Annotated in this window: 17 protein-coding genes; all 17 read left to right on the plus strand. The window is 45.9% G+C overall.

The window, feature by feature from the left end; genetic code table 11:
• Positions 1-10: 10 nt before the first annotated feature.
• The 17 genes from holB (at position 11) to glmU (ending at position 15091) form a co-directional block, all read left to right on the plus strand.
• A complete protein-coding gene (gene holB / locus AC6F33_RS00290) occupies positions 11-1015 on the plus strand; it encodes a DNA polymerase III subunit delta' (protein WP_255749247.1) in 1005 nt (334 codons plus the stop codon).
• A complete protein-coding gene (locus AC6F33_RS00295) occupies positions 1005-1835 on the plus strand; it encodes a PSP1 domain-containing protein (RefSeq protein ID WP_255749248.1) in 831 nt (276 codons plus the stop codon). The genes holB and AC6F33_RS00295 overlap by 11 nt, the downstream gene beginning before the upstream one ends.
• A 13-nt stretch (positions 1836-1848) precedes the next feature.
• Complete coding sequence (gene yabA, locus AC6F33_RS00300) at positions 1849-2208, plus strand: DNA replication initiation control protein YabA (RefSeq protein WP_255749249.1); 360 nt, start codon at positions 1849-1851, stop codon at positions 2206-2208.
• A gap of 48 nt (positions 2209-2256) precedes the next feature.
• Positions 2257-2994 (plus strand): tRNA1(Val) (adenine(37)-N6)-methyltransferase, encoded by a 738-nt coding sequence (locus tag AC6F33_RS00305; protein ID WP_500777535.1) that lies wholly within the window; start codon positions 2257-2259, stop codon positions 2992-2994.
• Positions 2991-3278: a GIY-YIG nuclease family protein gene (locus AC6F33_RS00310; protein ID WP_255749251.1), complete on the plus strand. Its 288-nt coding sequence runs from the start codon at positions 2991-2993 to the stop codon at positions 3276-3278. Before AC6F33_RS00305 ends, AC6F33_RS00310 begins: the two co-directional genes overlap by 4 nt.
• A complete protein-coding gene (gene rsmI, locus AC6F33_RS00315) occupies positions 3244-4131 on the plus strand; it encodes a 16S rRNA (cytidine(1402)-2'-O)-methyltransferase (protein ID WP_255749252.1) in 888 nt (295 codons plus the stop codon). Before AC6F33_RS00310 ends, rsmI begins: the two co-directional genes overlap by 35 nt.
• A gap of 210 nt (positions 4132-4341) precedes the next feature.
• The gene (gene metG / locus AC6F33_RS00320) at positions 4342-6345 is read left to right on the plus strand and encodes a methionine--tRNA ligase (RefSeq protein ID WP_255749253.1); all 2004 of its coding nucleotides are present in this window, start codon (positions 4342-4344) and stop codon (positions 6343-6345) included.
• Positions 6346-6445: 100 nt separating this feature from the next.
• Positions 6446-7222, plus strand: coding sequence for a TatD family hydrolase (locus tag AC6F33_RS00325; RefSeq protein WP_255749284.1), 777 nt, complete (start codon positions 6446-6448; stop codon positions 7220-7222).
• 15 nt (positions 7223-7237) lie between these two features.
• Entirely contained in the window at positions 7238-7789 is a 552-nt protein-coding gene (gene rnmV, locus AC6F33_RS00330; RefSeq protein ID WP_480948118.1) for a ribonuclease M5, read from the plus strand.
• Positions 7790-7794: 5 nt separating this feature from the next.
• The gene (rsmA, locus tag AC6F33_RS00335) at positions 7795-8664 is read left to right on the plus strand and encodes a 16S rRNA (adenine(1518)-N(6)/adenine(1519)-N(6))-dimethyltransferase RsmA (protein WP_255749255.1); all 870 of its coding nucleotides are present in this window, start codon (positions 7795-7797) and stop codon (positions 8662-8664) included.
• A gap of 781 nt (positions 8665-9445) precedes the next feature.
• Positions 9446-10309: a sporulation peptidase YabG gene (gene yabG, locus AC6F33_RS00340; RefSeq protein ID WP_255749256.1), complete on the plus strand. Its 864-nt coding sequence runs from the start codon at positions 9446-9448 to the stop codon at positions 10307-10309.
• Positions 10310-10473: 164 nt separating this feature from the next.
• The gene (locus AC6F33_RS00345; protein ID WP_253064440.1) at positions 10474-10728 is read left to right on the plus strand and encodes a Veg family protein; all 255 of its coding nucleotides are present in this window, start codon (positions 10474-10476) and stop codon (positions 10726-10728) included.
• 217 nt (positions 10729-10945) lie between these two features.
• Positions 10946-11137 (plus strand): small, acid-soluble spore protein, alpha/beta type, encoded by a 192-nt coding sequence (locus tag AC6F33_RS00350; RefSeq protein ID WP_255749257.1) that lies wholly within the window; start codon positions 10946-10948, stop codon positions 11135-11137.
• A 298-nt stretch (positions 11138-11435) separates the two neighbouring features.
• Positions 11436-12314, plus strand: a complete 879-nt coding sequence (gene ispE / locus AC6F33_RS00355) for a 4-(cytidine 5'-diphospho)-2-C-methyl-D-erythritol kinase (RefSeq protein WP_255749258.1) — start codon at positions 11436-11438, stop codon at positions 12312-12314.
• 43 nt (positions 12315-12357) lie between these two features.
• Positions 12358-13206, plus strand: a complete 849-nt coding sequence (gene purR, locus AC6F33_RS00360; protein ID WP_255749259.1) for a pur operon repressor — start codon at positions 12358-12360, stop codon at positions 13204-13206.
• A 162-nt stretch (positions 13207-13368) separates the two neighbouring features.
• Positions 13369-13659: a septation regulator SpoVG gene (gene spoVG / locus AC6F33_RS00365; protein WP_023511710.1), complete on the plus strand. Its 291-nt coding sequence runs from the start codon at positions 13369-13371 to the stop codon at positions 13657-13659.
• Positions 13660-13999: 340 nt separating this feature from the next.
• On the plus strand, positions 14000-15091 hold the full coding sequence (gene glmU, locus AC6F33_RS00370; protein ID WP_255749260.1) for a bifunctional UDP-N-acetylglucosamine diphosphorylase/glucosamine-1-phosphate N-acetyltransferase GlmU: 1092 nt from the start codon (positions 14000-14002) through the stop codon (positions 15089-15091).
• Positions 15092-15129 lie beyond the last annotated feature (38 nt).

The following is a 15129-nucleotide window of genomic DNA, read 5'->3' on the forward strand; positions in this document are numbered from 1 at the left end:
TGAGCAAAGCATGGACTGGCAGGAATTAAGCAAGCAGCAGCAGACTGTGGCGAAGGTGCTTCGGCACGCCATCAAAAGAGATGAATTGGCGCACGCGTATTTGCTGGAAGGACCGCGGGGAACCGGAAAACACAAGGTTGCCCTGCTTGTTACGCAAACCTTATTTTGTGAATCACCTACCGATCAGGGCCCATGCATGACGTGCAGAAATTGCCGCAGAATTGCTTCGGGAAATCATCCGGATGTCATCTGGATTGCGCCTGAAGAAGGGGCGGCGTCGATAAAAAAAGAGCAAATCGCTTATTTAATGAAAGAGTTCGCCTATCGCGGCGTGGAATCTGGGCGCAAGGTATTCATCATTGAGCAGGCGGAAAAAATGACTGCTCAAGCAGAAAACAGTTTGCTGAAATTTATTGAAGAACCACATCCGGGAACGCTGGCTCTGCTTGTGACCGAACAGATTCATCAGCTTCTGGACACAATTATTTCCAGATGCCAAGTGCTTTCGTTCGTGCCGCTCTCGGATCATATGCTGTGTCAGCGTATGGTGCAGGAAGGACTGCCGGAGCCGTTGCTGAAACCGGCAGTCGCCTTAACGCATGACTATGAAGAAGCCTCTCGTTTATGCAAAGAGGAATGGTTTGCCGAGGCGCGTTCGCAAGTGTTACAATTAATGCAAAGGCTATTTAAGTCTGTAGAATCCGCACTGCCTTATATTTATGAAAAATTCTCTCCCAACTTTGATGATAATCAAAAAATGGCTATCGGCTTAGATTTGATCCTTTTTTGGTATAGAGATCTTCTGTCGCTTCATTTGAATCGTCAAGAGGAAATTGTCTTTGAGGATCAGATGGACAGGCTCAAGGAGCAGATGCTCTCGCTTTCATCTGATCAAACGATTCGGGCGATGTCACTTATTCTGGACGCCCGAGGACAGCTGGACGCTCATGTCAATGGCGTAAGTGTCATGGAGCGGCTGGTGATCAGGTTAGGAGGTAACGTAAATGAATTATGAAATTGTCGGCATTCGTTTTAAGAAAGCCGGTAAAGTCTATTATTTTGACCCGGATCAGTTGTCCATTCCGGTAAATGCACAAGTCGTTGTTGAAACAACGCGCGGGATTGAATGCGGGACAGTTGTCATCGGAAAAAAGACGGTAGACGAAGAGGACGTTGTTCTGCCTCTTAAGAAAGTCGTGCGAATCGCAACAGATTCCGACGAATTGCAAGTGCGTAAGAACAAGGAAGATGCTCAGGCTGCAATGGATATTTGCCTTCAGAAAATATACAATCACCACTTGGAAATGAAGCTGGTGGATGTTGAATATACATTTGACCGCAATAAAATTATTTTTTACTTTACCGCTGATGGACGCGTCGATTTCCGCGAGTTGGTTAAGGATCTCGCCGCAGTATTCAAAACAAGAATCGAATTGCGGCAAATCGGTGTCCGCGATGAAGCTAAGATGCTTGGTGGTATCGGCCCTTGTGGACGAATGCTCTGCTGCTCGACTTTTCTCGGCGATTTTGAGCCGGTATCGATTAAAATGGCCAAAGATCAGAATTTGTCTTTGAATCCTGCAAAAATTTCAGGCGTTTGCGGACGGTTGATGTGTTGCCTGAAATATGAAAATGATCAGTATGAATCGGCGAAGAAGGCACTGCCGGATATCGGGGCACCAATTAATGTAAGCTATGGCGCGGGCCGTGTTGTCGGGCTGAATATCTTGGAACGCTTGGTTCAGATTGAGCTTAAAGAACAAAATAAAGTCGTTGAGTATACATTGGATGAGCTTATTGAAGAAGGGGTTATTTCTTCGCAAGCCACTAAATAAGAGGTGGATGAACTTGGAGAAGAAGGACATTTTCTCACAAGTCAGTCATTTAGAGGAGCAACTGGGGCAAATTTATGTGGACTTCGGCAATTTGAAAGCGCAGCTTGCAGCATTGCTTGAAGAAAATCAGAATCTCACTCTAGAGAATGAGAACCTGAGAAAACGCATTGATGATGCCGGGAAGCGTGCTCAAGGTTTGAAAAGCCAGACTGCTCCGAAATCGGGGATTGTTTCCGAGCCGGATGTGGGTGAAGGCTATGACAACTTGGCGAGACTCTATAAAGAGGGCTTTCATATATGCAATCTGCACTACGGCAGTGTCCGCAATGATGGCGACTGCTTATTTTGTCTTTCGTTTCTTAATAAAAAATGATTGCTGATTCAGGCAATGCAATCGGAACGCATAATTTGGGTGAAAATAATGAACGAACAGCACATAAACAATAATGAGCGAGTCGATTATTTGTTCGATACCGATCTGAAAATTATTCAATCCAGTGACCTTTTTCCATTCTCACTGGATTCTGTTCTATTAGCCCGCTTTGTCTATGTGCCGATTCAGAGAGGCAGGCTGGTTGATTTATGTGCGGGGAACGGTGTGATTTCCTTTCTTTTATCAGCAAGGACAAAGGGGAAGCTTACCGGCGTTGAAATTCAGCCTGAGGTCTGTGCGCTGGCGGAACGAGGCGCGTTGCTGAATCATTTGGAAGAACGCGTTGATTTTTTATGCGAAGATGCCAAGCATATCGATGAAAAAATAGGCCGAGGCACCTGTGACGTGGTGACCTGCAATCCGCCTTATTTCACAATTGATGGGGCGCGCGACATGAAAATCAATAGACATTTGGCGATTGCCCGTCACGAACTTCTGATTAAGCTCGCGGATGTGCTGGCAGTGAGTGCACGCCTGCTCAAACCGGGCGGAAAGCTTGCACTTGTGCATCGCCCGGAGCGGCTGGTTGATATTCTGGAAGGGATGCGTGCGGAGGGTATAGAACCGAAAAAAATGCAATTCGTGCATCCCCATCGACACAAACCGGCAAATATGGTGTTGGTTGAAGGAACGAAAGGCGGAAGGCCGGGACTTGCCGCGCTTACGCCGATCGTTGTGTATCATCCGGACGGACGCTATACAGAGGATGTGTGGCCGCACTCATGAGTCACTACAGTGTGTACATTTTAGAATGTGCGGACGGCAGTCTTTATACAGGATATGCGGCTGACGTTGCGAAACGGTTCGCGCTTCATTGCAGCGGAAAAGGCGCGAAATACACGCGCAGCCATAAGCCGGTTCGCGTTGTTTATCAGGAAGAACTTACAGACAAGTCCGCAGCGATGCGACGCGAATGGGCGATCAAGCATTTAACAAGACAGGAAAAAAAGGTATTAATTCAAGGGAGCGGCACAGATGTGGGAGCAGCGCAGTTTTCAAGGCGATCATGAAGGAAAGGGGAGTTTGTTTCTTGTTCCGACCCCGATTGGCAATCTGGATGATATCACATATCGGGCACTGGACGTGTTGAAAAGCGCTGATATTCTTGCAGCCGAGGATACCCGGCACACGATGAAACTTTGCTCGCATTTCGATATCCATGCACCGCTCTTCAGCTATCATGAGCATAACAAGAAAACAAGCGGTGCAAAGCTGATCATTGAACTTGAAAACGGCAAAAATGTGGCGTTGGTCACCGATGCCGGAACTCCGGGTATTTCCGATCCCGGCGCAGACCTCGCTGCGGCCTGCATCAAACATGAGATCCCGGTTGTGCCTCTTCCCGGAGCGAATGCGGCGCTTACCGGCTTAATTGCATCCGGCTTGTCAACCGATCATTTTTTGTTTTATGGCTTTCTGCCGCGAGTAAAAAAGGAGCGCAGCCAAGCACTTCAAGCACTTGGTACGTTTCCGTACACGATCATTTTTTATGAATCGCCGTTTCGCGTGAAGGATACCTTGAAAGATCTTTTTGAGCTCTTCGGCAATCGCCAAATGGCATTGTCACGCGAACTGACGAAACGCTACGAAACATTTATACGCGGGACAATCAGCGATATGCTTGATTTTCTGAATGATGGAGAAGCGCAAAAAGGAGAATTTTGCCTGATCGTTGATGGAAGCAGCGAATCGGAGGCGCGAGCAGATGAACTTTGGTGGTCGGTCCTTTCAGTACATGAACATGTTGAATATTACATCCGTGAAAAACAATTGAGCGTAAAGGATGCAATTAAACAGGCGGCGGTCGATCGCGCGCAGCCGAAGCGTGATATTTACCGCATTTATCATCAAATTGAATCGTAATTTAAAAGGATTCGCATAACAGGTGCGAGTCCTTTTTGAATAAGCTGATTTATTCGTGGAAATGATTGGTCTTAAAAGGAGCAATCATGTGCTTTAAATTCAACCTTTATGCGCGCTTTGCTTTCTTGACATTCAATCCGGTGAAACGTATAGTTTTTAAAGATAGGGATCTTTTGGAAACGGTATTAAATAAGGAGGCTGCACGGATTTATGACTGAGGAACGCAAATCTTTTTATCTGACAACGCCTATATACTATCCAAGCGGTAGACTACATATTGGCCACGCTTATACGACGGTGGCCGGGGACGCGATGTGCCGCTACAAACGGCTGCGCGGTTATGATGTCATGTTCTTAACAGGAACGGATGAACATGGCCAGAAAATTGAGGAAAAAGCCAAAGCCAAAGGGATTTCACCGATTGACTATGTTGACGGTATGGTCGCACAGATCAAACAGCTGTGGAAGAAACTGGACATTTCTTATGACGACTTCATCCGCACGACACAGGAACGCCATACGAAGGTCGTTCAGAAAATTTTTGCTCAGCTGGAACGCCAGGGTGATATTTATCTTGGTGAATATGAAGGCTGGTACAGTATTCCTGATGAAACGTACTATACGGAATCTCAGCTCGTTGACATTGAAAAAAACGACAAGGGCGAAGTGATCGGCGGGAAAAGTCCGGACAGCGGTCATCCTGTCGAAAAAGTTAAAGAAGAATGCTACTTCTTCAAGATGAGCAAGTATGCGGATCGCCTGCTGAAATATTATGAAGAGCATCCGGATTTTATTCAACCGGAATCGCGTAAAAACGAAATGATCAACAACTTTATTAAACCGGGACTGGAAGATCTTGCGGTATCAAGAACCTCTTTCTCTTGGGGTATCCAAGTGCCGAATAATCCGAAGCATGTGGTTTATGTATGGCTGGATGCATTGACCAACTATATTACTGCCCTCGGATATGGATCTGAAGACGATACGAATTACAAGAAATTCTGGCCGGCCGATGTGCATCTGGTAGGTAAGGAGATTGTTCGTTTCCATACCATTTATTGGCCGATCATGTTGATGGCGCTCGGTCTTCCGCTTCCAAAAAAAGTGTTCGGTCACGGTTGGCTGCTGATGAAAGACGGCAAAATGTCCAAATCAAAGGGCAACGTTGTGGATCCGGAACCACTGATTGACAGGTACGGACTGGATGCGCTGCGCTATTATCTGCTGCGCGAAGTGCCATTCGGGTCAGACGGCTTGTTCACCCCGGAGGCGTTCGTGGAACGCATCAATTTTGATTTGGCAAATGATTTGGGCAACCTGCTGAATCGTACGGTTGCGATGTGCAGCCAATATTTTGACGGTAAGGTTCCTGCTTATGACGGTCACGTGACTCATTTTGATGCAGGACTCGAAAATGCGCTCGCAGAGGCTGTATCTGTGGTCGAAGAACAGATGGAAAATCTGCAGTTCTCCGTTGCGTTATCCGCAATCTGGAAGCTGGTTGGTCAAGCCAATAAATATATTGATGACACGCAGCCTTGGGTGTTGGCAAAGAATGCAGAGAAGAAGGATGAACTGGCTTCGGTCATGGCACATTTAGTGAATACGATTCGCAGTGTGGCCATCATGATTCAGCCGTTCTTCACTTCGACTCCGACAAAAATATTCCGTCAGCTCGGTGTAGCTGAGCCAGCAGATCAGACTTGGGATTCGATCCGCGACTTGAACCTCAACAAGGGTCAATGGACGGTACGCAAGGAAGAACCGATTTTCCCGCGTCTTGATATTAAAGAAGAGGTAGCCTATATCAAGTCGCAAATGCGCGGCGCATCAGGCACGAAGCCGAACGGCAACAAGGAAAAAAAATCGAAAGCAGTTGCAGAAGCACCGGCGCAAATTCATTTGGAAGATTTTCAAAAAATTGATTTGCGTGTCGCCGAAGTACTGCAGGTAGACAAAGTCAAAGGTGCTGATAAGCTGCTTAAGCTCCAGCTGGATCTCGGCTATGAGAAGCGGCAAGTCGTATCCGGCATCGCTGAATTCTATAAACCTGAAGAATTGGTCGGTATGAAAATTATTGTTATTGCTAACCTGAAACCGGTGAAGCTGAGAGGCGAGCTCTCCCAAGGAATGTTGCTGGCGGGCGACGCAAACGGTACGTTAAAGGTGGCGACGGTCTCGGGACCGCTGCCAAACGGCACAAAGATTCGTTGATTTAGCGATATGTAAAACAAAGCAGGCGGGAGATGAGCGGGTGCGCGCAGATCTCGCCTTTTTGCTTCATGGTGACAGTGAACAGTTAGGGGGAGGCACGATGCTTTTTGATACACATACTCATATAAATGATGAGGCGTTTGACGCAGATTTTCCTGATATGCTCAATCGAGCTGAGGAAGCGGGCGTTACGCAGATGGTTGTGGTCGGCGTTGATCGTCCGACCATTGAACGCGTCTTTCCGATCATTGATCAGCATAAATATATTTATGGCGCAATCGGCTGGAATCCTGAAGATGCTATTGACATGACTGAGGATGATTTTCAACTGATCCAACGAAATTTGACCCATCCCGGGATTGTCGCACTTGGCGAGATCGGTTTGGACTATCATTGGGACAAATCGCCTAAGTCGGTGCAGCATGAGGTGTTCCGCAGACAGATTCGGTTGGCCAAAAAAGCGGGTCTGCCTCTGATTATACACAATCGCGAGGCAACCGAAGATACTTGGCGCATTCTTAAAGAAGAGCATGCCGAATCAATTGGCGGCGTCATGCATTGTTACAGTGATGATTGGGACTGGGCACAGAAATTTATTGATTTGAATTTTTACATTAGTTTTGGTGGTCCGGTTACTTTTAAAAATGCGCAGCTGCAGCGAGATACGGCCACCATGGTCCCGCTTGATCGTTTGTTAATTGAAACGGATTGCCCGTTCCTCAGTCCGCAACCGTTCCGAGGTAAACGCAACGAACCAGCGCGTGTGCGTCTGGTTGCTGAAAAAGTAGCAGAGCTTAAAGGTCTGTCTCTCGAAGAAATGGCAAAGATAACAACGGAAAACGCACGACGTTGTTTCCGAATTCACGAAAATGGCTGAGCAAGGAGAAATCTTATGATTGTTAAAGAAATAATCGTCGTTGAAGGCAGAAGCGATACGGAGGCAATTCATCGTGCGCTCGATGCCGATACGATTGAAACCAACGGATCGCGTGTCAGCAAGCGCACTATTCGCGCTATTCAAAATGCACAGGCTCGCCGCGGCGTGATTGTGTTTACAGATCCCGATTATCCTGGTGAACGAATTCGAAAGATTGTCAGCCGCGCCGTCCCCGGATGCAAACACGCATTTATTACACGTGCCGAGGGTCAGGGCGGTACAAATGAAAGCCTTGGAATTGAACATGCCTCGCCGCGTACCATTCTGCGGTCACTCGAAAAGGTCTATACGCAATTCGAGGAGCCTGAGGAGCAGATCAGCATGCAGACGTTGAGGAGCCTGGGACTGCTCGGCGATAAAACGTCGCGGTCGTTGCGTGAACAGCTTTGTGAGCTACTTAATATCGGCTATGCCAATGGTAAACAATTATATAAACGACTGCGTATGTTTCAAATTGCTGAAAGCGACCTGAGGCAGGCGCTTGATGTCATCCGATCGAAGGAGTGAACGTCATGAACAAAAGAATATCATCACCGAAGACCATGCAGGATGTCATTCGCAAACACAAATTCACTTTGAAAAAGAGTCTTGGACAGAACTTCCTCATTGACGAAAATATTTTAAATAACATCGCCTTGTCAGCCGGTATCGACGAAGAAAGTTACGTGCTGGAGATTGGACCGGGAGCGGGTGCGCTCACTCAAGTACTCGCAGGTCAGGCGAAGCAAGTGCTTGCTGTGGAAATTGATCGTAGATTGGAACCCGTATTAAATGATACACTGCACGATTTTGACAATGTGGCCATTCGTTTCGGCGACGTGCTGAAGCTTGATCTTCACCAAATAATCAGTGAGGAATTTCCTCCGGGTGCAACGGTGACTGTAGTGGCCAATCTGCCTTACTACGTGACAACTCCGATTTTGATGAAATTGCTGACCGGCGATTTGCCAATCAATACAATTGTTGTGATGATTCAAAAGGAAGTCGCGAGCCGGCTCCAAGCTGAACCGGGAGAGAAAAGTTATGGATCGCTGTCCATAGCCGTTCAGTACATTGCCGAAGCAAAGATTGTGATGACGGTCCCGAAGACGGTATTTGTACCGCAGCCGAATGTGGATTCTGCTGTGATCCGTCTAGATGTTCGCCCTGAGAAAAAAGTGCAGGTTGTCGACGAAGCGTTCTTTTTTAAACTGGTTCGCGCAAGCTTTGCGCAACGTCGAAAGACCTTAATGAACAACCTCATCAATAATTTATATGACAAAGACCAAAAAGAACATTTGCTGTCGATATTAGAAAAAGTCGGTATTGACCCCGGTCGCCGCGGCGAAACACTGTCAATCGAAGAGTTCGCTCGATTGAGTGACGCACTGAGCAATGAGTAAAAACAATGATTATAAAATAGGCACCTTCTTTTACGAGAGGTGCCTATTTTTCATGCCCTAAAAAGATAAGGCCAATGGTTTGCACAAATTAAGAAAATATAAGATTTTCGGATTAACAAAAAGTTGGAAACTAGACACGAAAGCGCGAGACGCCTGCGGGTGCGTCCCTGTTGATCCGGAGCCAAGGGAGACCCCGCAGATATTGTTTGGATGATCAGATAAGCGCCTAATCTGATAAATAGACGGAAAAATTCCGCTTAATAAGAAAATGAACGAAAAAATAGCTTAAATAGACGGATAAGTTCCGCTTATCGAATCTAAAAACGTGAAAATGGAGAGCTTTGCTTTGCATAACCGGAAAAATTACCCTTATTTATTAGCGAAACAAGCTCAATGATGTGTATAACCGGAAAAATTCCGCTTAATTTACTCGTTACTTAATGAAGGACCAAAATGCTCAATGAAGCAGAGGTGGAATGAAGGAACTTTCGTATGTAAAGGAGTAAAGGAACTTTCGCTAACTACGCATACGTCCTGTATGCAACGCGAAAGCCATCACATCCTGTGAAAGTACGTCCTGTATGCAACGCGAAAGTCATCGCGTCCTGCGGCAGTACGGACCGGTCAATGCCAGATTTTTCTAAGAGGAAGTTAAAGGCTGCGATCATGTTCAATTGTTGAAGTGTCCCTTCATGAATATTCGTTTCTGCACAATCATAGATTGAAAAGGATGACTCTGATTTTTTACGGATCCGGATGTGCTGAAAAGAGGGAGTGGAACATGACGGTTCAAGTAGGAGATCTCGTGGCGCGAACTTCATACCATTGCGACCTTCCGTTTCGTGTGGTGGCCATTCATGAAGAGACAAAAAGCGCCGAGTTGAATGGCCATGACTTGCGCTTGTACGCAGACGCGCCGCTCGATGACTTGGTTCTAGTAACTAAAGATGAACGGGAAGAGTATGAAAAAGTGACGAGTTCGAAGGAAGCGGAGTCCTACAAGCTTTTCAGACAGGACTATAAGCAAATGAAATTGAAAAGAGGATATACGGCAACAAATGGTTATCGGGAAGGGGCTTCGTATTTTGAAATGCCCGGACGTGTGCTTCACATTGACGGAGATCCGTATTATTTAAAAAAGTGCCTTGCTTTTTATGAAAAACTGCATGTACCTGTAATCGGCAAATATATGCAGGAATCGGAAATGCCTGATCTTGCTCCGAAGCTGGTCGCGCAGATCCGCCCGGATATTCTTGTACTGACCGGACATGATGCATTTATGAAGAATAAGGGAATGCCAGACGAGATTAAGGCCTACCGCAATTCGGGGTATTTTATCCGAACAGTCAAAGAGGTTCGCTATCACTGGCCCAGTCTTGATCAGATGATTATTTTTTCCGGCGCTTGCCAATCTAATTTTGAATATTTAATTCGGGCGGGATCGAATTTTGCCAGTTCGCCTGACCGCGTAAATATTCATGCGCTTGATCCGGTTTATCTTGCCGCCAGGATCAGTTTTACGTCTTTTATGGATAGTGTCAATGTGTGGGAAGTGCTCAGAAACACGCTGACCGGTGCAGGCGGCTTGGGCGGGGTGGAAAGTCGGGGGATGCTTCGCACGGGTCTGCCCTACCCCTCGGAATAAAAATAATTTAGTAGGAAATTCAGTCGAATTTTGAGAGAAAATAACGCCTGTTCTTCGCAATAAATGTATTGACAGCAACAATGGTTTCTTGATATAATTCATACTATTTGATTTTTTGACGTCCATTGTGGTATACTTATAATTAAGCGAGGTGGATTGTCGAGATGGGAAAAACCATTGATGATATCAGAGGCGCTCTAGACGAACGTGTCGGCGAACGTTTGACATTAAAGGCAAACGGTGGCAGACGCAAAACGATTCAACGCATTGGTGTTTTGGAAGGTACCTATCCGTCGGTTTTTATTGTGAGGCTGGATAAAGATTCGAACGCGTATGACCGCGTATCGTACAGCTACACTGATGTGTTGACGGACTCGGTGGAACTCACCTTTTTGGAGGAAATGGCGAGCGGCCAGTAATGAATTGCTTGTTCGATTTCCATGATGACAGACCATTTATTTATAGCGGATGCGCGCACCCTTTTTGTTCGAAATTCACGGACAAAACTGGAGATGCGCGTTTATGCTTTTCATAAGTCTTTCGTCAAAATTCATTTTAGCACGTTTGGCGAATAGAAGAAAGTAAATTAGTGCAACCTAATTTCTGCTCGACCATTGGAAAGGAGTTGTGCCGATCATGTCCAGACGCAGAGGCATTATGTCTGAAGCATTTAAAGAGGAACTTGCCAAAGAGCTGGGGTTTTATGATACGGTCAAGAATGAAGGATGGGGCGGCATCAAGGCCCGCGACGCAGGCAATATGGTGCGCCTCGCTATTCAAAAAGCTGAAGCGACACTTGGTGACGCTGATAAACAGCACCATGATTGAGCACGAAAGAAGGGGATTCTGTCCAGAAACGGATGGGACCCCCTTTTTCTTCATGCTCGTTTCCTTTAAACTATAAAGTGTAAAAAAACGGAGTAGGTATTATAGATCAGGATCCAGCTAAGAATGCTGTTCTGGGGTGAACGGGATACTAGGGCATCCATGAATGTCGGTCCGTCAAAGCGCCACGTTCTGTGGCAATCCGGACATTAGATCATCCGTGATCGTCGCATCAATTGCTTTTTATTAAAATTGGACATGTATACGAAAGCAGCTTGTTAATTGGAAGTGGGGGAACCGTTTGAAAGTACTTGAGAAAGCACCGGCAAAAATTAACCTTTCCCTTGATGTTGTTGGGAATCGAAGCGATGGTTATCATGAGGTCAAAATGATCATGACCTCAATTGATTTAGCAGATCGGGTGGAATGCGGCGATCTGCATGAGAATCGAATTATAGTCCGTACATCAGCCCCCTATGTGCCTGAGGATGAACGTAATTTCGCATATCAGGCTGCTAAGTACATCAAAGAATGTTATGATATTCGCCGCGGTGTAGAAATAACGATTAAAAAAAATATACCAGTTGCTGCAGGACTTGCCGGAGGAAGCACGGATGCCGCGGCAACGATCCGTGCCCTGGACAAGCTATGGCATATTGGTATGTCCTATAAAGAAATGCTGGAAATTTCAGCGAAAATCGGATCTGATGTCGCTTTCTGCATTAAAGGAGGAACGGCACTCGCCACCGGAAGAGGCGAACAAATTACGCCTTTGCCGTCCTTGGCTCCTTGCTGGGTCGTTCTTGTTAAGCCGGACGTGTCAGTATCAACGGCGCAGATCTATAAAGATTTGGACAGTCAGCCGATTATTCATCCGGATGTTGATGCCATGATCCAAGCCATCAAAAAGGAAGATTTTCAGACAATCTGCGGACTGCTCGGTAATTCTCTTGAGTCTGTGACCATGAGAAAAGTTGCGGATATCGCAAAGATAAAAGGTCATATGAAAGCAATCGGTGCGGAAGGGATATTGATGAGCGGAAGCGGACCAACCGTGTTTGCGCTTACCCAGCATGAATCACGAATGTTGCGCTTGATGAATGGGATGAGAGGTTATTGTTCGCAGGTATTCGCCGTGAGGCTTTGTAAACCGTTTACCCTCTTGTCTGAATACGAATAATGGTGTAAAATTGCTTTAAAATATTCGGATTTGGAGGATTATCATGAAACTTAAGCGAAGCAGCAGACTGGTCGATATGACAGAATATTTGCTGCGGCATCCTCACCAGGTGATTTCGCTTTCCTATTTTTCGGAACGGTATGAATCTGCCAAATCCTCGATAAGCGAAGATCTGACGATTATCAAGGAGAACTTTGAATCTCAAGAAATCGGACGGCTGCAGACGCAGGCGGGGGCTACGGGCGGAGTATGTTATATGCCATCCATGGGCTGCGAGGAAGCCGAACAATTGCTTGGACGATTGCAGGAACAGATGACGCGAAAGGAGCGGATTCTACCTGGAGGCTATCTCTATATGACTGATATTCTGGGGAAGCCGGACTATATTAATGCGATTGGACGGCTGATCGCATCGGTTTTTATTAATGAAAAGCTGGATGCAATCATGACGATGGAGACAAAGGGTATTCCGCTTGCGTACGCAGTTGCCACACAGTGCAGCGTACCGGTTGTTGTCGTCCGACGAAGCAGCAAAGTAACCGAGGGATCTACAGTAAGCATTAATTATATATCCGGGTCTTCAAAAAGGATACAGACAATGGTTTTGCCGCGAAGAAGTCTGAAAGCACACGCACGTGTTTTAATCGTCGATGACTTCATGAAAGCTGGAGGAACGATGAAAGGTATGATTAATTTAGTGGAGGAATTCGGCGCAAAGGTTGCCGGCATGGCCGTTCTCGTTGAAAAAAAAGATGAACGTCCGAAATTGGTTAATCATTATGTATCGCTGCTTAAACTGTCAATCCTTGAGCAACAAGATGCGCTGACAATTGAAAACGGTAACGTGTACGAATGGCTGCCGAAAAATAATTCTCTTGGAGTAAAAGACTAACCGTTTCCAATAAATTTTTGAACTGCCGTCAAACACTATATGCGCAAATAATAAAAATATTTTTGTTTCTTTTTGCCACTTGCAGGATTTCCCACTTTTTATGTTGAAACAAGTATTTAGAATGACGAGTTACGCATAAGGGAAAAGGGTGGTGTCTTATCAATGGAAATAACAGATGTCAGATTGCGGCTTGTGCATACTGACGGGCGCATGAGGGCAATCGCCTCAATAACTCTTGATAAAGAGTTCGTTGTCCACGATATTCGCGTGATTGATGGAAACAATGGCACATTCGTCGCGATGCCCAGCAAGCGGACACCTGACGGGGAGTTTAGGGATATTGCCCACCCCATCACATCAGGGACTAGAGAGAAAATACAGTCGGCAATACTTAGTGAATATGAACATGCATGTGAGGGCGATCCTTCATTCGAACAGGCAGGCGCTTCTTAAATAATGGCCGTGTTATAAGATTGCATGTCTTTGATAGGTCAAACATTTTTATCAGCAGGGCTGCGTCAACGTCATTTTAAAGATACTTTTCATTTGCAGAATTTTGTGAGACAAGCCCAGCATGTTCACGAATTACTTGTTCATGAATACGATTCGATTTGAGGATAAGAGCTATTAGTAAAAAAAGGAGCCAATTGGTTCTTTTTTTTTACTTGAACATTAAAAAACATGTTCTGACGAATTGACGCAAATTTCGCCTTTGTTATCTTGAAAAAGGGTTGTTTTTAAGCTATAGTCTAAAATGGACGCTAAGGATCAGCGAAAGCTATGGGGGTTCATCATGTCAAATCGATTTGCGATCATTCTTGCTGCCGGTAAAGGTACAAGAATGCAATCGAAACTATATAAAGTGCTGCATCAGGTTTGTGGCAAACCGATGATCCGACATGTCATTGATGAGGTTGGCAAAGCTGATTTCGAAAAGGTTTATGTCATTGTCGGACATGGGGCGAATGAGGTGAAAGCGGCGGTCGGTGATAGGGCTGAATGCCTGTTGCAGCAAAAGCAGCTTGGAACAGGACACGCTGTGCTTCAAGCCGCGGATCGATTAGCCGAGCAAGAAGGCACGACGGTTGTTCTCTGCGGAGATACTCCACTGATCACTCATCAAACCATTGAGAAGCTGATTCAGATTCAAGAAAAGAATCAGGCAGCGGCAGCAGTGTTGACCGCTAAATTGGAAGATCCGACGGGATACGGTCGCGTCATTCGGGATTCATCAGGAAATGTTGCGAAAATTGTCGAACATAAAGATGCAAATCCTGATGAAAAAAGGGTAAAAGAAATTAATACGGGCATCTATTGTTTTGACAACCGTAAATTGTTCACCCTTTTAAAGCAAGTGAAAAACAATAATGTTCAGGGTGAATACTATCTTCCTGATGTTATTGGTTTGCTTGTCCGCGACTCTGAGAAAGTGATTGCCTACGCAACAGAACAGTTCGAGGAAACAGTCGGTGTCAATGACCGCATTCAATTGGCTGCTGCAGGGAAATATATGCAGGTACGCATCAATAGGGCAATGATGCAGAATGGTGTGACACTGATCGATCCGGATACAACCTATTTGTCGGCGGAATGCGAGATCGGCATGGATACGGTTGTCTATCCGGGGACGGTCATTGCCGGAAAGACACGAATCGGAAGCAGCTGCACAATCGGTGCTTATTCGCAAATTCGCGACTGTGTGATTGGCGACGGGACGCAGATTGATCAATCTGTGCTGGAGAACAGTACGATTGGAAGCAATGTGCAGATCGGACCTTTCGCACATATTCGTCCGCTGTCCAAGATCCATGATCAGACAAAAGTGGGCAGTTTTGTCGACGTAAAGAACACGGACATTGGAGAACGGAGCGGGCCGAGCATTTAAAAATAGGTGAGGCATCGCAAGATCCGGGCAAAAAAACA

The sequence above is a fragment of the Sporolactobacillus sp. BBK16-2 genome (assembly GCF_059878335.1).

Bases quoted from the DNA above. Each gene is read 5' to 3' on its own strand.
- holB (WP_255749247.1), top strand. From the start codon at position 11: ATGGACTGGCAGGAATTAAGCAAGCAGCAGCAGACTGTGGCGAAGGTG.
- AC6F33_RS00350 (WP_255749257.1), top strand. From the start codon at position 10,946: ATGTCCAGACGCAGAGGCATTATGTCTGAAGCATTTAAAGAGGAACTT.
- rsmA (WP_255749255.1), top strand. From the start codon at position 7,795: ATGAACAAAAGAATATCATCACCGAAGACCATGCAGGATGTCATTCGC.
- AC6F33_RS00345 (WP_253064440.1), top strand. From the start codon at position 10,474: ATGGGAAAAACCATTGATGATATCAGAGGCGCTCTAGACGAACGTGTC.
- glmU (WP_255749260.1), top strand. From the start codon at position 14,000: ATGTCAAATCGATTTGCGATCATTCTTGCTGCCGGTAAAGGTACAAGA.
- AC6F33_RS00305 (WP_500777535.1), top strand. From the start codon at position 2,257: ATGAACGAACAGCACATAAACAATAATGAGCGAGTCGATTATTTGTTC.
- purR (WP_255749259.1), top strand. From the start codon at position 12,358: ATGAAACTTAAGCGAAGCAGCAGACTGGTCGATATGACAGAATATTTG.
- yabG (WP_255749256.1), top strand. From the start codon at position 9,446: ATGACGGTTCAAGTAGGAGATCTCGTGGCGCGAACTTCATACCATTGC.
- spoVG (WP_023511710.1), top strand. From the start codon at position 13,369: ATGGAAATAACAGATGTCAGATTGCGGCTTGTGCATACTGACGGGCGC.
- rnmV (WP_480948118.1), top strand. From the start codon at position 7,238: ATGATTGTTAAAGAAATAATCGTCGTTGAAGGCAGAAGCGATACGGAG.
- AC6F33_RS00295 (WP_255749248.1), top strand. From the start codon at position 1,005: ATGAATTATGAAATTGTCGGCATTCGTTTTAAGAAAGCCGGTAAAGTC.
- AC6F33_RS00325 (WP_255749284.1), top strand. From the start codon at position 6,446: ATGCTTTTTGATACACATACTCATATAAATGATGAGGCGTTTGACGCA.
- rsmI (WP_255749252.1), top strand. From the start codon at position 3,244: ATGTGGGAGCAGCGCAGTTTTCAAGGCGATCATGAAGGAAAGGGGAGT.
- AC6F33_RS00310 (WP_255749251.1), top strand. From the start codon at position 2,991: ATGAGTCACTACAGTGTGTACATTTTAGAATGTGCGGACGGCAGTCTT.
- metG (WP_255749253.1), top strand. From the start codon at position 4,342: ATGACTGAGGAACGCAAATCTTTTTATCTGACAACGCCTATATACTAT.